Annotated in this window: 18 protein-coding genes; 14 read left to right on the top strand and 4 right to left on the bottom strand. The window is 57.4% G+C overall.

The genetic code is table 11. From position 1 onward, the window contains the following. Positions 1–191: 191 nt before the first annotated feature. The 7 genes from mutS (at position 192) to KORM41_RS11845 (ending at position 10,284) form a co-directional block, all read left to right on the top strand. A complete protein-coding gene (gene mutS, locus KORM41_RS11815) occupies positions 192–2,825 on the top strand; it encodes a DNA mismatch repair protein MutS (RefSeq protein ID WP_068148593.1) in 2,634 nt (877 codons plus the stop codon). A gap of 23 nt (positions 2,826–2,848) precedes the next feature. After that, positions 2,849–5,611, top strand: coding sequence for a [protein-PII] uridylyltransferase (locus tag KORM41_RS11820; protein ID WP_068148038.1), 2,763 nt, complete (start codon positions 2,849–2,851; stop codon positions 5,609–5,611). Further along, positions 5,608–7,164 carry a murein biosynthesis integral membrane protein MurJ gene (murJ, locus tag KORM41_RS11825; protein ID WP_068148039.1) on the top strand — a complete coding sequence of 519 codons (1,557 nt, stop codon included), beginning with the start codon at positions 5,608–5,610 and terminating at the stop codon, positions 7,162–7,164. The genes KORM41_RS11820 and murJ overlap by 4 nt, the downstream gene beginning before the upstream one ends. Positions 7,165–7,261: 97 nt before the next feature. Then, positions 7,262–8,260: a tryptophan--tRNA ligase gene (gene trpS, locus KORM41_RS11830; protein ID WP_082719889.1), complete on the top strand. Its 999-nt coding sequence runs from the start codon at positions 7,262–7,264 to the stop codon at positions 8,258–8,260. Between the two features lie 222 nt (positions 8,261–8,482). Then, the gene (locus tag KORM41_RS11835) at positions 8,483–9,109 is read left to right on the top strand and encodes a DUF4136 domain-containing protein (protein WP_068148042.1); all 627 of its coding nucleotides are present in this window, start codon (positions 8,483–8,485) and stop codon (positions 9,107–9,109) included. A gap of 114 nt (positions 9,110–9,223) precedes the next feature. Continuing rightward, positions 9,224–9,745, top strand: coding sequence for a hypothetical protein (locus tag KORM41_RS11840; protein ID WP_068148044.1), 522 nt, complete (start codon positions 9,224–9,226; stop codon positions 9,743–9,745). A 44-nt stretch (positions 9,746–9,789) separates the two neighbouring features. Beyond that, the gene (locus KORM41_RS11845; protein WP_197421090.1) at positions 9,790–10,284 is read left to right on the top strand and encodes a hypothetical protein; all 495 of its coding nucleotides are present in this window, start codon (positions 9,790–9,792) and stop codon (positions 10,282–10,284) included. Positions 10,285–10,503: 219 nt separating this feature from the next. Here KORM41_RS11845 and KORM41_RS11850 read toward each other — a convergent pair whose 3' ends face one another. Next, positions 10,504–11,397 carry an MBL fold metallo-hydrolase gene (locus KORM41_RS11850; RefSeq protein WP_068148051.1) on the bottom strand — a complete coding sequence of 298 codons (894 nt, stop codon included), beginning with the start codon at positions 11,395–11,397 and terminating at the stop codon, positions 10,504–10,506. A 277-nt stretch (positions 11,398–11,674) separates the two neighbouring features. Here KORM41_RS11850 and KORM41_RS11855 point away from each other — a divergent pair, with 277 nt between their 5' ends. Genes KORM41_RS11855 through KORM41_RS11865 form a run of 3 tightly spaced genes read left to right on the top strand, consistent with a single transcriptional unit; the run spans position 11,675 to position 15,423 of the window. Continuing rightward, positions 11,675–12,904: a D-alanine--D-alanine ligase gene (locus tag KORM41_RS11855; RefSeq protein ID WP_068148054.1), complete on the top strand. Its 1,230-nt coding sequence runs from the start codon at positions 11,675–11,677 to the stop codon at positions 12,902–12,904. Between the two features lie 13 nt (positions 12,905–12,917). Then, positions 12,918–13,700, top strand: coding sequence for an alpha/beta fold hydrolase (locus KORM41_RS11860; protein WP_068148056.1), 783 nt, complete (start codon positions 12,918–12,920; stop codon positions 13,698–13,700). Further along, positions 13,693–15,423 carry a Mur ligase family protein gene (locus tag KORM41_RS11865; protein WP_068148058.1) on the top strand — a complete coding sequence of 577 codons (1,731 nt, stop codon included), beginning with the start codon at positions 13,693–13,695 and terminating at the stop codon, positions 15,421–15,423. Before KORM41_RS11860 ends, KORM41_RS11865 begins: the two co-directional genes overlap by 8 nt. Here KORM41_RS11865 and KORM41_RS11870 read toward each other — a convergent pair. Next, the gene (locus tag KORM41_RS11870; protein WP_231727248.1) at positions 15,420–16,262 is read right to left on the bottom strand and encodes a tetratricopeptide repeat protein; all 843 of its coding nucleotides are present in this window, start codon (positions 16,260–16,262) and stop codon (positions 15,420–15,422) included. The two genes, KORM41_RS11865 and KORM41_RS11870, sit on opposite strands and share 4 nt — an antisense overlap. 53 nt (positions 16,263–16,315) lie before the next feature. Here KORM41_RS11870 and KORM41_RS11875 point away from each other — a divergent pair, with 53 nt between their 5' ends. Next, positions 16,316–17,182, top strand: coding sequence for an SDR family oxidoreductase (locus KORM41_RS11875; RefSeq protein WP_068148066.1), 867 nt, complete (start codon positions 16,316–16,318; stop codon positions 17,180–17,182). Between the two features lie 10 nt (positions 17,183–17,192). Here KORM41_RS11875 and KORM41_RS11880 read toward each other — a convergent pair whose 3' ends face one another. Beyond that, a complete protein-coding gene (locus tag KORM41_RS11880) occupies positions 17,193–17,696 on the bottom strand; it encodes a universal stress protein (protein ID WP_068148068.1) in 504 nt (167 codons plus the stop codon). A 58-nt stretch (positions 17,697–17,754) separates the two neighbouring features. Continuing rightward, complete coding sequence (locus KORM41_RS11885; protein ID WP_068148071.1) at positions 17,755–18,777, bottom strand: DUF2333 family protein; 1,023 nt, start codon at positions 18,775–18,777, stop codon at positions 17,755–17,757. Between the two features lie 156 nt (positions 18,778–18,933). On the opposite strand from KORM41_RS11885, the gene KORM41_RS11890 reads away from it, so the two are divergent. Genes KORM41_RS11890 through KORM41_RS11900 form a run of 3 tightly spaced genes read left to right on the top strand, consistent with a single transcriptional unit; the run spans position 18,934 to position 20,798 of the window. Then, the gene (locus KORM41_RS11890) at positions 18,934–19,314 is read left to right on the top strand and encodes a DUF6491 family protein (RefSeq protein WP_068148076.1); all 381 of its coding nucleotides are present in this window, start codon (positions 18,934–18,936) and stop codon (positions 19,312–19,314) included. Positions 19,315–19,372: 58 nt separating this feature from the next. Next, a complete protein-coding gene (locus KORM41_RS11895) occupies positions 19,373–19,735 on the top strand; it encodes a DUF952 domain-containing protein (RefSeq protein ID WP_197421092.1) in 363 nt (120 codons plus the stop codon). Continuing rightward, complete coding sequence (locus KORM41_RS11900) at positions 19,728–20,798, top strand: quinone-dependent dihydroorotate dehydrogenase (RefSeq protein ID WP_068148079.1); 1,071 nt, start codon at positions 19,728–19,730, stop codon at positions 20,796–20,798. The genes KORM41_RS11895 and KORM41_RS11900 overlap by 8 nt, the downstream gene beginning before the upstream one ends. The last annotated feature ends 3 nt before the right edge of the window (positions 20,799–20,801 follow it).

Genomic DNA, 20,801 nt, shown 5'->3' on the forward strand with positions numbered 1-20,801 from the left:
TATGGCATAAAGCGGCTGACAATTGAAATCGGGAAGTTAACCGGGAGTTAGTTAAAAAAATGGAAGGACGCGCTGTTTTGGGCCCTGAAACAGAAGAAAATTTGTCATCTGACGCCCAAAAAGAAACAAAATATCAAAATGGCGCAGAAAACAAGTGGGCGCGAGCGGCCAAGGCCCCCGGCGTGACCCCCATGATGGCTCAATTCCTCGAGATTAAGTCCAACTATCCCGATTGCCTGCTGTTTTACCGCATGGGCGACTTCTATGAACTCTTCTTCGAAGACGCAGAAAAAGCCGCTGGTGCGCTTGATATCACGCTGACGAAACGCGGCAAGCACGACGGCGAAGATATCCCCATGTGTGGGGTGCCTGTGCATTCATCCGAAATGTACCTCTCCCGCCTGATCCGCAAGTCCTTCAAGGTGGCAGTGTGCGAGCAAACCGAAGACCCGGCAGAAGCCAAGAAGCGGGGCTCAAAATCCGTGGTACGGCGCGAGGTCGTGCGGCTTGTCACCCCCGGCACCATCACGGAAGAAAACCTGCTGGACGCCCGGTCAAGCAACTATCTGGTGTCGCTCGGCCGCGCGCAGACTGATTTCTCGCTCGCAGTTGTTGAAATCTCCACCGGTGACTTTTTCATCCTGCCCACCAAGGTCGGACGGCTGGACGCTGACCTCGCGCGCCTCAATCCGGGCGAGATTATCATCCCTGAAGGCCTGATGGATGACGACAAGATCGGCCGCGCGCTGTTTGACTGGCGCAGCGTCATCAGCCCCTTGAATGCGGGCAGCTTCGACAGCAGTTTCGGCGCGCGCCGCCTTGAGGACATTTTCGATGTCGCCACGCTGGACGGCTTCGCCTCGCTGACCCGCGCGGACCTGGCGGCGGCTGGCGCGCTCGTTGACTATCTGGACGACACGCAAAAGGGCAAGATGCCGCGGCTTTATCCGCCCAAGCGCCTGTCCGCCGACGGCACGATGATGATCGATGCCGCCACGCGCCGCAGCCTGGAGCTAACGCGCACGCAAAATGGCGAAACGTCAGGCAGCCTCCTGTCCGTGATCGACTGCACGCTCACGGGCGCGGGCGCACGGCTCCTGACCAAACGCCTGTCCGCACCGCTCACGGACCCGATACGCATCAACGAGCGCCTCGACGCCGTTGAATATATGCTGGAGCGCCCAAGCCTGCGCACGGACCTGCGCACCGCACTTAAAGCCGCGCCGGATATGGAGCGCGCGCTGGCGCGTCTCTCGCTTGGCCGCGGCGGCCCGCGCGACCTGATGGCCATCCGGGTGGGCCTTGAGGCCGCCCGCACCATTGAGCATTATCTGACGGCCCCCAAGGGCGCACTTGAAGATATGGCGGAGCTGGTGGCCGACGCAGTCAGCGACCTTGGCGAACATGAAGCCCTGATCACGGAGCTTGAACGCGCGCTTGTTGACGAGCCGCCGCTGATCACCCGCGACGGCGGCTTTATCCGGCCAGCCTACAATGAAGCGCTGGACGAATACCGGATGCTGAAGGACGAAAGCCGCCGCTTGATCGCCGGGCTTGAGGCTGACTATCAGGCGCTGACGGAAGTGAACTCGCTCAAGATCAAGCATAATAATGTCATTGGCTATCATGTGGACGTAACGGCCAAGCATTCCGAAAAGCTGTTATCCGCGCCACTGAATGAAACCTTCATCCACCGCCAGACGCTGGCGAATTCGGTCCGCTTTTCAACCTCTGAGCTTTCGAAGCTTGCAGGCAAGATATCTGAAGCGGGCGACCGGGCGCTGGCGCTGGAGCAGGAGCTCTTTGGCGCGCTTGTGACAGCAGTGCTGGAAAAAGCAGGCGATATCTCGGTCGCGGCTGAAGCGCTGGCGAACCTTGATGTGGCCGCTGCTCTTGCAACACTCGCGGAAAACGAACGCTGGACCCGCCCTGAGGTGGATGACAGCCTGGCGTTTGAGGTCACCGGCGGGCGTCACCCTGTGGTGGAAAAGGCACTTCGGGCAGAGAACGATACACCGTTCGTCGCCAATGACTGTGACCTGGGCCCGGACGACCGCCTGTGGCTGATTACCGGCCCCAACATGGCGGGTAAAAGTACCTTCCTTCGGCAAAACGCGCTAATCGCGGTGCTGGCGCAGATGGGCGCTTTCGTGCCTGCCGACCGCGCCCATGTGGGCGTTGTGGACCGGCTCTTTAGCCGCGTTGGCGCCTCAGACGATCTGGCCCATGGCCGCTCCACCTTCATGGTTGAAATGGTCGAAACCGCCGCGATCCTAAACCAGGCGGGGCCACGGTCGATGGTGATTTTGGACGAGATCGGGCGCGGCACAGCCACCTATGACGGCCTGTCGATCGCCTGGGCCGCCGTAGAGAACCTGCATAACATCAACCAGTCTCGCGCCCTTTTCGCCACCCACTATCATGAGCTGACAGCGCTCAAGGAAACCCTTGATGCCGTATCGCTGCGGTCCATGAAGGTGCGGGAATGGAAAGGCGAAGTTGTCTTTTTGCACGAAGTTGGCTCAGGCGCCGCTGACCGGTCCTACGGTATTCAGGTTGCCAAGCTGGCTGGCCTTCCGCCCCGCGTGATTGAGCGCGCGCGCCAGGTTCTTGATCATCTGGAAAACAGCGACAAGGGCGACAAGTCCACAGGGCTCGTCAATGATTTGCCGCTTTTCCAATCTACACCATCTTACCATGCACCGGCACCAAGTGGGCCGTCGGAACTCGAGGAAAAGCTGACCGATATAAACCCGGACCAGCTGACGCCAAAAGAAGCGCTCGACCTGATATACGCCCTGAAGGACATGTTGCCTCAAGACTGACGTTTATCGCTTAAGGACACTACATGAGCCCCATCCGCAATCGCCGCGCCATCATCAACCGCAAGAAGCTTGTGGTTGCCTTGAACGAGCTTGCCGAAAATAAGAACCCGGCCGATTGCCAGCAGGATGTTGTGAAAATCCTCAAAGAGGCCCACACGGCGGGCTGGAACGAGGTCAAGCGGCGCTTTGATGAAGAAGCCGAAAACGGGCGCACGGCGGCCAAGTCGCTTTGCTTCCTGATGGATCAGCTGCTGCGTACGCTCTATGATTTTGCGACCGAGCATGTTTATCCGCTTGCGAACCCTACGGCATCAGAGCAGCTCTGCCTCGTGGCCACAGGCGGCTACGGCCGCGGCGAGCTGGCACCCTTTTCCGACGTCGATCTCCTGTTCCTGATCCCCTACAAATCCACGCCGTGGGCTGAAAATGTCGTGGAATATATGCTCTATGTGCTGTGGGACCTGGGCATCAAGGTGGGCCACGCAACAAGGACACCAGAGGAATGCTCGCGGCTGGCCAAGGAAGACCTGACGATCCGCACGTCCCTACTGGAAAGCCGCTATCTGTGGGGCGAAGAAGCCCTGTTCCAGGCAGCCGCCAAGCGCTTTATCCGCCGCGTGGTGGCCACAACCGGCCCAGAGTTTATTGAACTGAAGCTTGAGGAACGCGACAAACGCCACCAGAAAATGGGCGACAGCCGCTATGTGGTCGAACCCAACATCAAGGACGGCAAGGGTGGCCTTCGCGACCTGCAGACCATGTGGTGGATCGCGCGCTATCTCTATGGCGGCATCTCACGCGACAAGATGATCGGCGACGACATGCTGACGATCCATGAAAACCGCCAATTCAAGAAGGCCGAAAGCTTCCTGTGGACCGTGCGCGTGGCCATGCATTTCATCGCGGGCCGCGCCGAAGAACGGCTGACGTTCGACATGCAGCGCCTGCTGGCTGAAAAGCTGCACTATAAAGACCACCCTGGGGCGTCTGGCGTTGAACGCTTCATGAAACACTATTTCCTGGTGGCCAAACAGGTGGGTGACCTGACGCGCATTTTCTGCGCGGTTCTTGAGGAACGCCAGCAAAAGAGCACCTTTCTGGCGCGCTTCCGGCGCACCAAGAAAGTGCAGGAATTTGCCGTGGAAAACGGTCGCCTGACATTTGTTGCGCCAGACGACATTAAAGAAAACCCGGTCCTGATGCTGAAGATCTTCGCTGTGGCAGACGACAAGGGGTTCGATATCCACCCCGATGCGCTTCGGCTGATCAAGCTCAACCTCAGCCGCATCACAGACAAGGTGCGCCGCGACCCTGAGGCAAATGAGTATTTCCTGTCGGTGCTCACCAGCACCAAGGAAGGCGAGATCAATCTCCGCCGCATGAATGAGGCGGGTGTGTTCGGTCGCTTCATCCCGGATTTCGGCCGGGTTGTCGCGCAGATGCAATATGACATGTATCACCACTATACGGTGGACGAACATACCATCCGCGCCATCGGGCTTTTGCCCCGCATTGAAAGCGGCGAACTGAAGGACGACCATCCGCTGTCGACTGACGTGATCCAGAAAGTGATCTCGCGCCGGGTCCTTTATGTGGCGGTGCTCCTCCATGACATCGCCAAAGGCCGCGGCGGGGACCATTCGGTCCTGGGGGCAGAGGTCTGCGAAAAGCTGTGTCCACGCATGGGGCTGACGGCGGCTGAGACGGAAACCGTGGCCTGGCTGGTACGCTGGCACCTGCTGATGAGCAACACGGCCTTCAAGCGCGACCTTTCCGACCACAAGACAATCCTGGATTTCTGCGAGCTGGTGAAAAGCCCCGAGCGCCTGCGCCTTCTCTTGGTGCTGACAGTTGTGGACATCCGCGCGGTCGGCCCGGGCGTGTGGAACGGCTGGAAAGGCCAACTGCTGCGTGAGCTATATTATTCGGCTGAAGAAGTGCTGCTGGCGGGTCACGCCACCAAGGGCCGCAGCGAGCGCGTGAAGGCCAAGCAGGATGAACTGCGCGATACGCTCAAGAATTGGACGAAGAAAGAGTTCGAAGCCCACGTAAAGCGCATGAACGACGCCTACTGGATCGCCGAAGGGCCGCGCACGCTGGCGCAGAACGCCCGCCTGATGAAACGCACGGACGAAACAGGCTCCGCCCTTGGCGTCACGGCGCGGGTCGAGCAGTTCCAGGACATGACCAAAGTGTCTGTCTATACGCAGGACCACCCTGGCCTGTTCGCCCGCATCGTCGGGGCGCTGGGCGTCGCAGGCGCGGCCATCATGGGCGCCAAGATCCATACCTCACGCGACGGCCTGGCGATGGATAATTTCGCGGTGCAGGATCTGGAAGGCAACGCGTTCGACAGCCGCCGCCAGCTGGACAAGCTTGAGGACACCATCCTGGAGACCCTGAAGGGCAACGTGAAGCTGAAGGAGCGGCTGCAGGAAAGACGCGTTTTCGGCGCCAAGGACGGCGCGTTCGAGGTTGAGCCCGTCGTGCTGGTCGACAACAAGGCCTCCAACTGGTCCACGGTCATTGAAGTGAACGCCAAGGACCGACCAGGCCTACTTTATGACCTTGCCTATGCGCTTTACCGGCTGAAGCTGTCGCTGGTGTCTGCCCACGTGGCCACCTATGGCGAGCGGGCCATTGACGTTTTCTATGTACGCGACCTGGTGGGCCAGAAGGTGACCAACAAGATCAGGCTTCGGAATATTGAAGACAAGCTTCTGAAGGCCGCGAAGGGCGAGCCCATCTTTACCCGCAAGAACAAGCATACGGAGACGGCGGCGTGAGCCTGGCGAAACGCATCTCGACCGTCGGCGGCTTCACGCTGCTGAGCCGAATTTTCGGCTTTGTCCGTGACGTGCTGATGGCCCGCTACCTGGGGGCCGGCATGGCGTCAGATGCCTTCTTCATCGCCTTCAAGCTGCCGAACTTTTTCCGCCGCCTGTTCGCCGAGGGTGCCTTTTCCGTTGGCTTTGTGCCGCTGTTTGCGCGCGCACTTGGCAAGGACATAACGCCTGAGAGCCAGCAGGCGGCGCTTGATTTCGCCAGCCGCGTCTTTGCCTGGCTGTTGCCGATCTTGCTTGTATTCCTCGTTATCATGGAAGCCGCGATGGTACCGGTGATGCTGGGGCTCACTGGCGGGTTCGAGGGTGACGCAACCAAATTCGACCTTGTGGTCGAGCTGGGGCGCTACACCTTCCCTTATCTGGCGCTGATATCGTTGGTGACATTTTACGCCGGCATGCTCAATGCCATGGAGCGCTATTCCGCCGCCGCTTTTGCGCCTGTCATTTTGAACATCTTCATGATCGGCGCGCTGATCACCTTCGGTGAGAGCGAAATTGGCGCGGCCCGCGCGCTCGCGGCTGCTGTGTCGCTTTCCGGGATCGCCCAGTTCCTGTGGCTGGTGCGAGCGGCGCACCGGGCCGGGCTCAAGGTCCGGCCGGCACTACCGAAACCCAGCGAAGACGTTCGCGAGCTGATGCGCGTGATTGCGCCCGCAGCCATCGGTGCTGGCATCATCCAGATTAACCTGCTGATCGATGTCCTCTTGGCCGCGCGCTTCCTGCCGGAGGGGTCTGTGTCCTGGCTTTTCTATGCTGACCGGCTCAACCAACTGCCGCTTGGGGTGATTGGCGTGGCAGTGGGTACTGTGCTTTTGCCCAGCATCTCGCGCCTGCTGGCGGGCGGCGATAAGGCCGGGGCAATGAGGCAACAGAATAAGGCGATCGAATTTTCGCTGCTGCTGACCTTGCCCGCGGCCGTTGCGCTGGCGACCATACCGGGGCCGATCATTGCCACGCTATTCGAGCGGGGCGCATTCACGGCACACGAAACCGCACAGACAGCCGCGGCGCTTATGGCCTATGCTTTGGGCTTGCCCGCCTACGTGATCGCCAAGGCGCTTACACCCGGCTATTTCGCCCGCAAGGATACCAAAACGCCGGTGAAGTTCGCGACTGCGTCGCTTGTGGTCAATCTGGTGCTGAACCTGATCCTGATCCAAACTCTAGCGCATGTGGGGCTCGCGCTCGCCACCGCCATCGCCGCCTGGTTCAATGTGCTCTTGCTGTATATCGGCTTGAAACGCAGCCATGGCTTTCACTTTTACCGCGAAACACTGGTGCGGCTGGCGAAAATGCTGGTCGCCAGCGCCCTGATGGCCGGGGGCATTTACCTGTTGGTAGGCCGCTTATCCACTGCCTTCGCAAACGGTGGGATGGAGCGCATCGGTGCGCTTACGCTCCTTGTGGCCGCCGGGGCCGCCCTCTATTTTGCTGCCCTCATCCTGCAGCGGACACTGCCAATGGGCGAAATCCGACGCTTTGTGAAGCGCTAGGCCGCCTGCGCGCTTGACCACCCAGTCTCCGCTTGCCATAAGGTTTGCGCTCGGCGGCCCGTCCAAAGGTGCCGCCTCAATTTATGGAGACAGACAAGTGACCAATCGTGTTTTTTCGGGCGCCCAGCCCAGCGGCAATATGCATCTCGGCAACTATCTTGGTGCCTTCCGCAACTGGGCCCATCTGCAGGACGACTATGAATGCATTTACTGCGTCGTTGACATGCACGCGATCACTGTCTGGCAAGACCCGGAAAGCCTCAAGGACCAGGTGCGCGAAGCGGCCGCCGCTTATATTGCCTCTGGCGTGGACCCTTCGAAATCGATCCTTTTCAACCAGAGCCGCGTGCCCGGCCACGCGGAGCTCGCGTGGATTTTCAACTGTGTGGCACGGATTGGCTGGCTGAACCGCATGACCCAGTTCAAGGACAAGGCAGGCAAGAACCGCGAGAATGCGTCCGTAGGGCTTTATGTTTACCCGAACCTGATGGCGGCGGATATTCTTCTGTATAAAGCCACGCACGTGCCGGTGGGCGAAGACCAGAAACAGCACCTGGAGCTGACCCGTGATATCGCACAGAAGTTCAACAACGACTTCGGAATCGAGCTGTTTCCGCTGACAGAGCCTGTGATCATGGGCGAAGGCGCGCGGGTGATGAGCCTGCGGGACGGCACCAAGAAGATGTCCAAGTCAGACCCGTCTGAGTACAGCCGCATCAACCTGAACGATGACGCCGACACGCTGGCGCTAAAGATCCGCAAGGCGAAAACGGACGCAGAGCTGCTGCCTGCGCTGTCGAAAGACCTTGAGGGCCGCCCTGAGGCCCAGAACCTTGTGGGCATTTATGCGGCGCTGATGGACATGAGCCGCGACGCGGTCTGTGGCCAGTTTGAAGGCAAGGGCTTTGGCGACTTCAAGAAGGCGCTCACTGAAGTGGTGGTCGACAAAGTCGCGCCCATCACCAACGAGATGACACGCCTGATGAACGACCCGGCTTACATCGACAGCATCCTCAAAGAGGGTGGCGAAAAGGCGCAGGCCATCGCAGAGCCGATCCTTGCGGACGTCAAGAAGGCAGTCGGCTTCCTTGCTTAGGATACCCTCCTCGTGACTTGCCACCTGATAGGCGAGTCCACCGCCTGCAACAGCATGAAATATAGATTCGCCGGTCAAACCGGCGAATGACGAAAGCGAGGACGCGCACAGCGTTCAGTTTCCGTTCAGCCAGCCTCTGGTAAAACTGCACCAAGACCTGAGCTCTGTCCTTGCGAACACAGCAAGGCCTGCTAGAGTGACGGTAATTGGAGAGAGAGGCTTATGACTGCATTCATGTCCCGATTGAAACCTGTTCTGGCCGGCGCGATGGCGCTCGCCGTGGCAGCCTGCACCAATACCTTCCGAAGCGACGTGGCCACCTTCCACGAACTTCCGGCCCCGAGCGGAGAAAAGGTTTCCATCCTGCCAATGGACGAGGCGAAGCAGGACAGCCTGGAGTTTCGCCAGTATGCCGCGATTCTTGGCAATCACCTGCGCCTTGAAGGTTATGAGCAAGCCGGCAATGGCAAGCCCGACCTGATCGTGGGCTTCGATGTCATGATCAACGATGGCCGCGAAAAGCTGGACACTCGCATGGGTTTTTCGGGTCCTCGCCCCTTCTATTGGCGCAGCTATTGGCACTATGGCTATTTCTGGGACCCGTATGACCCCTTCTACCGCCACAACACCGAAGTGGTGGCGCGCACGGTTTATACCGCCACGCTGGTGATGGAAGTCCGGAAACCCGACGGCACGCTGCTGTTCGAAGGCCGCGCGGAAACCGAAACCCGCACCAAAGCCGTGCCTGAGGTCGTGCCGCTGCTCGCCGAAGCCCTGTTCGTGGAGTTCCCCGGACCATCAGGCGTGACCCGGCATATCCGGGTCGACCTGGACGATACGGGCAAATAAACCCCGCCAAATGAGATGTCAGAGCCCCGGTCCACCGCCGGGGCTTTTTATTGCCAGGGCTAAAAATACTTTTTAAACAGGTGGGTAGCGAAAGAGGCCAAGGGAACACTCCGCATGGAGCGAAAATCACATTTCTTTCCACTTCAAAGGCCGACATTTTTGGCTTTCAACTGCTTTCTTATCATGTTGGGCATTCTTGCAGTGGCTGCATCCATTCACGCCGGAGTGACTTGGTATGAGCAGGGCACCGAAAGCCTGAACAGGTTCGGACGCTTGTTTCCTATTTCTTTGGCTGGTGGCTTACTCCTCCTTTACATCATTGCAAAGCCACTAACGACGAGTAACGCTGGGCTTTTCGTCTCCGAAGCAATCTTTGGATTTCAAGGCGCGGCGTTTCAAAAACAAAATGTCTACAAAATCGGCGACATAGAAGCGTTGGAAGTGCGATCCCTGAAGCTGATTCCATTTCTTATGTGGACCGACAATCTCCTTAGTGTGACATTGAGGACGAACGGCAAGAGACGGATACTCAATCTCAACTGCGACCAATTCGGCTGCAAGAGTGCAGAAGTTCTGGCTTTGCTGGAAGAAAGCCGCTCACAATTGGCTCCAGCGTCGGGCTTTTTAGGGGAATAAGATTGAAATGAGTTTTGATTCTTCAGAAGACAGATGTGGATTTAATGAGCAAGCAAGAACACTTTTTTAAACTGCGAAAATTGGCATTTATCAGGTTTAATATAATCGTGTACGCGGCAGGCTTTCTGATGTTGGTTGTGTCCTTGGAGACGCTGTTGAAATGGCAAGAAATTGGGTTTTTCAATCTGACGCCGCTAGAGCGCTTAGTGCCTGTGGTTTTGATCGCTGGCGCAGTTTTTCTTTACATATTCGTGAGACCTTTGGTCTGGGGCAATCCGGGATACTGGATCGGCGAGAATGAGTTTGGGTTTAAGGGTGTTGGCTCGCAAAAGTATAATATTCATACTTACCCTGAAATCGAAGGACTGGAGCTATCGTATACTAAATTGGTTCCCTTCTTGATTTGGACAGAAAACGTCTTGCGGATAACCTTAAAGAAAAACGGCAGACGGACGACCATAAACCTAAATTGCGATTACTTTGGCTGCCGTAGTTCAGACCTTCTGAGGCTTCTGAAAGAAAGATGCTCCAAGCAATAGAGTCTATAGCCCCGGGAAATCCGGGGACATAATACTTAATTAGTTTGCGCGGTTAAAAGGGCACATTTTGGGCCCTATGGGTGTGCCCTTTGTGTGCCCTTTTTCCCTATCGAGTGCCCAAAATTCTCACGTTATTTCAGGCTGAAATGCCTTCCTGCAAAAAATGGCCAGGCCGCCCCGTGAGGCGGCCTTTTCAAATGATGTCACACAAAACCCGGCTTACAGGCTTTTATAGATAAAACCCGCAACCTTGCTGGCCCAGCCGTCGCTGAACTGGATCAGGTCATAGTCCTTGAAGGGGTCCATGGCTTCAACTTCCTCAAGCGTTTTGCCGTCCGCCTTCAGCTTCGCCACAATCTCCCTCAGTTCGCCCATCGTCTGGCGGTAGGTCACCAGCCCCGCCTTGTCCGTCACCTGGCCGTGGCCCGGGATCACGATCGTTTCGTCATCCGCAGCTGCGATGGCCATGTCGAGCCCTGCCAGCACGCCGTCGATATCGCCGCCGTTATCGACATCAATGAAAGGGAACATGCCGTTAAACATGATATCCCCCATATGGATCACGTTCGAGCTTTGGAAATGGATGATGCTGTCGCCGTCCGTGTGGGCGTTCTTGACAAAAATGATCCGCGCATCGTCGCCATTCATATGCAGCGACATCTCTGAATTAAAGGTGATGGAGGGCAGCGCCACCTTGGGCTGGGGGTCCATCTTCATGCCAAATGATTTGATAAAGGCGCCTTCGCTCAGGCGCTGGCGAACATTGTCATGCGCCACAATCACTGCCGCATCGCCCAGATTTTCGTTGCCGCCTGTATGATCCCCGTGAAAGTGGGTGTTGATCACATAGCGGATTGGCGCGTCAGAGATTGCCGCGATCGCCGCCTTAATCTTGCCCGTGAGCGGAGCGTACTGGTCATCGATCAGGATGATGCCGTCCTCGCCCACCGACAGGCCAAGGTTTCCCCCTTGACCATAAAGGGCATAAAGTCCGCCACGGAGTGGCTGTGTCTTGATTTCAACCTTGTCCCAGTCCTGTGCAAAGGCACCGCCGGTCAGGCCCGCAAGCAGTGCCCCGCCCACCAGGGCTTTGGCCCAGATCGATTTCTTCATCTCATGCTCCCAAAACTTGTCTAAGTTTGATCTATATCCGTTGGCGGGAAGTTTAGGGTTTTTGCGCCTGTCGTCAATTGACAGCTTGGTGAATGCCGCTGCCCAATCCCAAGTCAGCGCCCCATCCCTGCCATCAAAGTGCCAAGCTTTGCGCTTTTAGTGGCCGCGGGCTTGGATTAGCCTTTGCCCAAAAGCCACTAATTGGCTACATGAATAAGGAGCCCGGTGGCTGATGGCTAGCCGGGCACAGTTTTGGTTTCATCAAGGGGGAGCGCCCGTGGCCCAGAAGAAGGTCATTGCAGTCATTTTTGGCGGAAGAAGCGTGGAGCATGATGTCAGCGTGCTCACAGGCTTGCAGTTTCTTGAGGCGCTTGATCCCGGACAGTATGACGGCCTGCCCATCTATGTGGACCCGCTGGGCCAGTGGTGGACGGGAGATGCGCTCACCAAGCGGGCGCACTATCCGCTCAAAAGCGACAAACACAAGGACCTGCGGCAAGTGATGCTGGACCTGGCAACACCCGCAAACGGTCGGCCGCAGCTGGTGTCCTTCACCAAGGGCCTGATGGGCGAGAAACGCACCGTGGTCCCGTTCGACCTGATGGTGCCTGCGATCCACGGATCAAACGGCGAAGACGGCTCGCTGCAGGGGATGCTTGAGTTTGCCGATATCCCGTTCGCGGGCTGCCGGTCTTTGGGGGCTGCAGCCACGATGGACAAGGTATTCGCCAAATCGGTGGCGCGCGCAGGGGGCATCAACGTACTGCCGGAGCTTGCTCTCACACGCCCGGCGAAGGGTACCTTCCTTGACCCCGATATCCTTGAAGGCCAGCTCAAGGGCGCCTTTGGCGATATCGCTTTCCCCTATATCGTCAAACCCTGCAACCTGGGCTCAAGCGTTGGTGTGGGCAAGGCCGACGATATGGACGGTCTCATCGCCGCACTCATGTCCGCCTTTAGGCTCGACAGCCGCGTGATCGTCGAACCCTTCGTCGCCAACCTGACAGAATATAATATCGCAGCGCGCCGGGAAGCTTCGGGCGCTATTGTTACTTCGGCGATCGAGCGCCCCCTGCGGGAGGCCGAGCTGCTTGATTTCAAGAACAAGTATCTGGCGGGCGGCGAGCCGGGTGGCCCGAAGCTCGACACAGGCCCAAGCGAAGGCATGGCCTCCCTCAATCGGGAGCTGAACCCTGCAGATCTCAAACCCGAGCAGGAGCGCTTCATCCGCGACAGCGCAAGCCGCATGTTCGACCTTCTGTCGCTGGGTGGCAGTGTGCGCATAGATTTCCTCTCGAACAGCGAAAGCGGCGAATTGTGGCTCAATGAGGTGAACACCATCCCCGGTTCCTTCGCCTATTTCCTTTGGGAAGCAGCAGCTGAGCCCATGACCTTCCTCGAGCTCACGTCGGCAATCGTGGAAGAAGGCTTTCGCCTGTCTGCCGACAGGCTTGGCAGCACAGACAAGGGCCTGGGCGGCGCCACGATTTTCATGAGCAAGGACTGACACAGGTACCCGCATGACCGCGAACACCCCAAAGTGGCATTATCAAGAGGTCGGCACAGAAGTGACAGACGGCGAGGGACAGTCCTTCGTATGGCTTCATGGCTGGGGTCAGGATGGCGCGTCCATGATGCGGCTCGCTGACCTGTTCAAGACCGAAGGACGCCACCGGATCTACGACCAGCCGGGTTTCGGCCAGACAGACCGGCTTCCGGACGGTGCTGGGACGGAAGATTATGCGGATGCCCTGGCGCTTGAACTTGAGAAGATCGGTCCTCAGCAACATATTTTTATCGGCCATAGTTTTGGTGGTCGGGTTTCTGTCCAGATGGCCGCAAGGCACCCGCACCTGGTGAAAGCCATCGTGCTGATTGGCGGTGCTGGCCTAAAGCGCCGGCGCTCTCTGGCTTTTCGGCTGCGAGCCGCAACACTTAAACTCATTGGTCGTCTGGCCCGATTTTCCGACAAACTGTTTGGCACCAGTTTCCGTGAAGCCTATGCGAAACATTTTGGCAGCGCAGACTATAAGAACGCAGGCCCCTTGCGCCCAACCTTTGTGAAGGTGGTGAATGAAAACCTGATACAGGAAGCCAAGGCCGTGCGTTGTCCTGCTCTTTTGATCTATGGGTCTGACGATACGGAAGCCCCACCCGAAATCGGGCGCAAGTATGAACAGTTGATGCCCATCGCCCGCTTCACCGAAGTGAAGGGCTTCAACCATTGGGATATCCTGACCCGCGGTGCCTACCAATGTCAGGCACTGATCAAATCCTTCCTAAAGGATGTGCGAGATGATTGACGCGATTATGCCATACCTCTGGCCTGCACTTGCGGCCCTCACAGCGCTCTATTTTGCTTATGAGCGCGGCCTGGCGCTTATGATGTTCTTCCAGCAGGAAGAATATGACGCACCGCGTTTTTTCAACTGGCTTCGTGACAACAAAGCATATGACCGGCGTACGAGTGCATGGCTGGTTCTGGCTGTTCTTGCTGGTATAGTGCCACATCTGCCTGTCCTGTCGGAGATGACGGACCTTGCCACAATCCTGCTGGCAATCGGCTGGGTTCCGATTTTCCTGGGCTTTGGCCACGGTGTTCTGCGCTCCCGCGCTATCCGCACGCAATCCAAAAAGCCGTTGGTGCAGACTGCGCGGGTCAAGCGCATCCTTACGGTCTATATGGGGCTTTCTGCTGCTTTGTTGGTGATTATTGTGCTGGCGGCGCAACTGGCGCCGCAAGGCACCAATTATGCCCTTCAACTGGACCGGTCCGGCATCGGCTTTGCGGCCATGACTTTCAACTGGGAAGCTGTCCTGCTGGCCGTGCTTCTTCTCGGTTTCGTGCAGGCGCCGCCCATGATGCTGGTGCTTGCCAACAAGCTTTTGGAGCCCGCCGAAGAACGTGTCAAAGCCAAATTCAGGCAGGAGGCGATTGATAAGTTTGCTGAGCTGCAACCCAAAGTGATTGCCATCACCGGGTCGTTTGGCAAGACATCCACCAAGCATATTCTGAACCATATTCTGGCAGCGGCCGCCCCAACGCTTGCGACCCCCGGCAGTGTCAACACAGACATGGGCATCACGCGGGTGATCCGCGAACAGCTAAAGCCGGAGCACCAGTTTTTCATCGTTGAAATGGGCGCTTATGGCCCCGGTTCCATTGCGCGGCTGTGCACGCTGACGCCGCCGGATGTATCGCTGATTACGGCTGTGGGTGCCGCGCATTATGAACGCTTCAAGTCGCTTGAGACTGTGGCCCGCGCCAAATTCGAGATTGCCGAAGCAGCTTTCGCGCGGGGCGGCAAGGTTGTGGTGAATTGCGCCGGTATCGAAGACCGTCTGCTGGACGAACGCATGTCGGCTGTCAAAGGCGCCTATACACTGGTGGGTGAGGGCAAGGATGTCTCCTTTGACGGCTTCGACGCCACCAAAGACGGACTTACTGTGCATGTCACTGAAGGCGGTGAAAAACATGCTCTCAAGGTGCCCCTTTATGGGCGCCACCAAGCGGGCAACATTGCCCTTGCAGCCGCGACCGCACGGGCCCTGGGCCTGCCGTGGGCAGCCATCAAAGGCGGGCTGGCAAGCATGCCGCAAATCAGACACCGGCTGGAAGTAAGCCGCAGCACAGGCCAGCCGACGATTATCAACGACGCCTACAACTCAAACCCTGTGGGTTTCGCAGCAGCCCTTGAAACGCTTGATGTACTGGTGGATGAGGGCGGCAGGCGCATCCTTGTGACCCCGGGCATGGTAGAACTGGGCGACAAGCACGAAGAAGAACACGCCCATTTGGGCGCGCTGGCGGCAAGGCACTGCGATATCGTTGCAGTCGTGACGCCGGACCGCATCCCCACCTTTGTGAAAGCGCTGGAGAAAGCCAATGACGGGCATGTCACGGTCATGACTTTCGCAAAACAGGAAGATGCCGAAACATGGGTGCGCAGCCACTGGAAAGCCGGGGACGCAGTTCTGTTTGAGAATAACCTGCCGGACCTCTATGAGGCGAAAGTGAGCTTCTAACCTGCCGGCGTGTCCGCTGCCTGCACATCCATTTTTTCGATATTGGCGCGCGCAGCATCGGCGCTCGGCCCCTGATCCTCAAGAAGCAATACCTTGAGCCACGCCTGCCGGGCGGCTTTCCTGTCAGCCTCCGCGTGCCTCAGGTTTCCGAGTTCCAGATAGCCCGATGCGTTATTCGGGAATACCGCCTGAAAGGCTTCAAGGGCCTGGTTGGCGCGGCCATAATCACCCACGCCACGAGCAGCAGCAGCCACCAGCACCAGAATGTCCTTCCTGCCCGGATCACCCTTCAAGACATAGTCAAGGTCCCTGAGCGCGAGCTGGAAATCCTCGTCCGCAGCTGCAATGCGTGCCCGGTCCAATACCAGTTCATACTCCTGGGGCGTGTTTTTGGGCGCAAGTGTTAGCGCGAGATCAATCGCATCTTCGGCGCGGACCAGTTCGTCCGCGAGCAACCAGGCGTTCGCGGCCTGGCCATACATGTCAGCAAGCATCGGCGCACTGGCAACAATGCGTTTACCCATCCGGATCGGCATGTCGCGGCCAATGCGCATGTCTTCCGCGATTTTCAGGAACCGGGCCGCAGCTTCCGCATGTTCTCCCAAGCGTGCAAGGCCATAGGCTTCACAGTGGCGCGCCGGTACCCCGCCGCCATCGGCAATCCAGGCCAATGCCAGATTGATGCCCTTGTCGGGTGACCGGTCTGCCATATCCATACAATTGGCGTATCGGTCTTCATCCTTGACTGCGGACCGGGCGGCCGCTGCACCTGTCAAAGACGTGATTGCAACCGTACTGGCAACCAGGAGGAAAATGGTTATGCTGGCTTTTGTTTTCATGGCAGGGAAAATGCGCAAAGCGCGTGGCAATTTCAAGGCAGTAAGTGATCCTCATGTCGAATAATCCGCACCTAATGATCTTTGGGCCAGGCTTCAGCGCCCGAGCCATTGCAAAAAAGGCACAGGATGCCGGCTGGACAGTGAGCGGCACCTACCGAAACCCTGACAAGGTGGAAGAGCTCAAGGCACTCAGCATCGCGCCTGTTGCGTTTAACGCTGATGACCTCAAATCGGCGCTTGAAGGTGTGACCCACTGGCTGGTGTCCACCGCACCGGATGCGGAAGGGGACCCTGTCCTGCGGTTACTTAAAAATCACCTGGGCCAACTTAATGCGCCCAAATGGATCGGCTATCTTTCCAGCACAAATGTTTACGGCGATCATGGCGGCGCCTGGGTGGATGAAGACACACCACCAGCCCCCAGCCTGGATCGCGGCAAGCGACGGGTGGAAGCGGAAAACAGCTGGCGGCAGGTCGCAGACACGCTTGGCGCATCACTTCACATCTTCCGCCTGGCGGGCATCTATGGCCCAGGGCGTAACGCCGTACGCTCGCTTCTTGACGGCAAGGCAAGGCGCATTGTCAAACCGGGGCAGAAGTTCAGCCGTATTCATGTGGCTGATATCGCCCAGACCGTTTGGGCTGCCATGAACCGCGCCTGCCCAACCGGCATCTTCAATCTGGCTGATGACACACCATGTGCGCCGCAGGATGTCATCCTGGAGGCAGCGACTGCAATGGGCATCACCCCACCGCCGGAAATCCCACTGGAACAGGCGGATATGAGCCCGATGGCGCGAAGCTTTTATGCGGAAAGCAAGCTGGTAAGAAACGACCGCATCAAAAAAGACCTGGGCATCAATCTGATTTACCCAAGCTTTTCGGATGCCCTGCCGGACCTGATAAAATCGGAAAAATAGAGTTTGAAGCCTAGGCCATGGCGTCGACTTGCTCGTACGTCATATTGCCTGGAATGAGAAACAGCGGGCACGGCAGCTGGCTTGCGAGCTCATTGGTGAAATAGTCCACCAGAGGCCCCGGCCCACCTTCCGAGCCCACGCCCAGCACCAAACCGAAGATATCCTTCTGTTCATCGATGCTTTTCTTGATTTCTTCCTGAGGCTCGCCTTCGGCAATGATGATCTCGGGCGTCACGCCGCAATAAGCATGCAGGCGTTCGGAGACTTCCGCCAAAAGGGCTTCGGCCTCCTCATACGCTTCCTCGCGCATGCGGTCCGCCACAGCCATCCAGTGCTGGAATTCGCCTGGGCGAATGCAGTGAAAGAGGATCAACTCGCCGCCAGTGATGTGGGCAGCACGCGCAGCCGCAAAGCGGATGGCGACCTTGGATTCAGGCGATCCATCCACCACAACCATCAGTTTTCGAACCCGTTTCGTGACTGGCCGTATTGGCCCATGGATTTCTTCTGTCACTCTGCCAGTCCCCCTTTTTTCGTACTCCAGAGTGGCTTATGACCGGTCTATCCGCAAGTTATTTGAGCAAGATATTGCTGACTTCCCTCAGTTGCGTGCGGGCCCGAAGAAGATAAAACCCCTGAACAGACAGATGGTTAGCGATAAAGCCGTCGGCAGCACCATTTGTCACCAGCATGGGATCAAGCGTCGCCGCCGCTGTCATGGACGCAAGCAGCTCATCATACAGCGAACCAAGCTCTCGGCTTTCAATCACATTCGGGAAATCCTGCCTCAGCGCCTTCAGGATCATCAGATAGCCATAAACCTGGCCTTTCACCTGATAAAAGAGATCATCTGCGCCAAAGTCCGGCAGAACGCCGCCGGCATTTTCGCCAACATATTGCTCAAGTGCTGCGGACGATGCGCCAAGGTCGAGCGCAATGCGGTCAAGGGTCGCCAGGAAATTGTCGGACCGGCGTTCGAACACAGCCTCTCCTGAAACCAGTCTGGCGTTATAGGCGTCAAGTTCCTTGATCGCTTCCCTATAGTAGGTATGAGACGGCGTTGTGGGCAGAAGCGACGTGGAAAAATCAATCACCCAGCGGTCAGGTTCCTTGGACAGATCACCCGCAGCTTTCTCCAAATTCTCATCAACCGCGCTGGAGCCGCGCGTGCGCCCGAGCTGGTCTCGAAGCTCAAACGAAAACCGCGCAAGCGCTCCCATCATGCCCTTCTGGTAGTTCGGCGTATTATCAAGCCACCAACCTGGCAAGAAAGCAGGGTCATTTGGTGTCCAGTTATTATCGACCACCTCGCGCCGCACGAGATAAGACACCGTATTCACCACATGCGAGCCACCGGGCGCGACATTTGGGCCGCCGTCAAGGCTGTCATCCACACGGTGAACCACCATCATGCCGATAACGATATAGAGGAAGAACAGGACAGGCACAGCGACAGCGACCTTGCGCCAGGTGCTGCCCGATACGGTCGACAGCCAGCCAGCAAGATAACGCCACAGCTTCTTGAGCCAGCGACCAAGGCCGCCGACCGCCTTGCCTGCCAATTCCTTGAGCCAGAGCCATATCTCTTTTGCCATCCGGTTGCCTCCCTGACGGAAATTCGTTGCCTGAACCCTTAATGTCGTCACTAATTGGGGTCAAAACAAGTGCTATCTGGCGAAAGACTGTGTAAATTCATGATCGGTTCAGCTTGAATTTCACAGCATGAACCAAGCCTGAATCCGAGGAACGCGATGCCTGACGTTAGCCGACTGTCTTTGTTTTTCCCAATCGCCGGTGTGTTGGCCCTAGTGTCGTTTACTGTTGCACAAGCGCAGGAAACCACTGATGCCAAGCCTATTGATGACAAGCAATGCATCAACGCTGATAAAATAAGTGGCTACCGCGTCGTGTCGGACGAACTGGTACGTCTTGAGATGCAAGGCCAGAAAGACATTCTTTTGCGGCTGAAAAGACATTGCCCGCAACTCTACTATCACAAATATATGTCCTTCACCCCGGTGAACGGTAAGCTTTGCGCCCGGTTTGATGATATCATCACCCGGAGCGGCACTCCTTGCCGCATCGAGTCTTTCTCGGATGTTTCAAAGGAAACCACAGAACGCGCCAAGTAGCGCGTTCTGGTGCGACTATTCGCTTGAAAGCCGCCGTCGAAGCGCCTATTCAAACCACATGTCAGCCATGATTTTTAAAATTCTGCGCCCAGGCGAATGGCAAGAAGCCGAGCATGCCGACACCTTCTGCGGCGCGCCGATCGACCATGAGGACGGATATATTCACTTGTCGTCCGACACCCAGGTCGCAGAAACCGCCGCGCGGTATTTTTCGGATGAAACAATCATTCACGTGCTTGCTGTTGACCCGGAACGCCTACCCAAAGGTGAGTTGAAGTGGGAAACGTCACGCGGCGGCGACTTGTTTCCCCACTTATACGGCCGTCTGCCTATGGCTGCTGTAGCAAAGGCTTGGCCCCTAGAGAAGTCTGCTGACGGGTTTGATTTTAGCCCCATATTCAAGGACTTGCGCAATGATTAACCTATTCCCGCTTGCACGCCCGTTCATCCACGCGCTGGATCCTGAAAAAGCCCATAACCTGACCATTAGCGCGCTCAAAGCAGGCATCACCGGCTGTTTCGGCAGTGCGGCCGATGACCCAGTCTTGGCAACGGAAGCCTTTGGCCTCAAGTTTTCCAACCCCGTTGGCCTTGCTGCCGGTTTTGACAAAAATGCAGACGCCGTTATGGGTGCACAGAAAATGGGGTTCGGCTTCACCGAGGCCGGTACGGTTACGCCAAAACCCCAAGCAGGCAACGACAAACCGCGGCTGTTCCGCCTTTCCGAAGACAGAGCAGTGATCAACAGGTTTGGCTTCAATAACGAGGGCCTCGACTATTTCGAAAAGCAACTGAAAGCTTTGCCAGCAACACGTCAGCCTGTCGGCGCCAACGTGGGCGCCAACAAAGACGCCGAAGACCGAACCGCAGACTATGTCACAGGCATCAATCGGCTTTATGGTCTCAGCGACTATTTTACCGTCAATATCTCAAGCCCGAATACGCCGGGCCTTAGGGCGCTTCAGTCAAAGGCCGCGCTTGAGGACCTGATCGGCCGTGTGCTTGAAGCCCGCGCCACGCAAATAAAGGGCGGCAAGCCTTATATCCCGATGCTGGTCAAGATCGCGCCAGACCTTCTTGAGGCGGACATCGCAGACATCGCAGACATCGCGCTGAACACAGAGATCGATGGTTTGATTGTCTCCAACACAACGATCACCCGCCCTGACACGCTTGTCTCAAGCCAAAAGGGCGAAACCGGCGGCCTTTCCGGTGCCCCACTAATGAGCCTATCCACCGAAACCTTAAGCGCCATGTATCAGGCGACAGATGGAAAAGTGCCGCTTGTCGGCGTTGGTGGGATCGCAAGCGGGCGGGATGCCTATGCCAAAATCAAGGCTGGCGCGTCACTGGTGCAGCTTTATTCCATGCTTGTCTATGAAGGCCCGGCGCTGGTGCATCGGGTGAAAAAAGATCTGGCAGCGCTTTTGAAAGCCGACGGGTTCAATTCTGTTGGAGAGGCCGTTGGCTCAAGCCACCGCTGAAGT

It is taken from the genome of Kordiimonas lipolytica, from assembly GCF_001550065.1.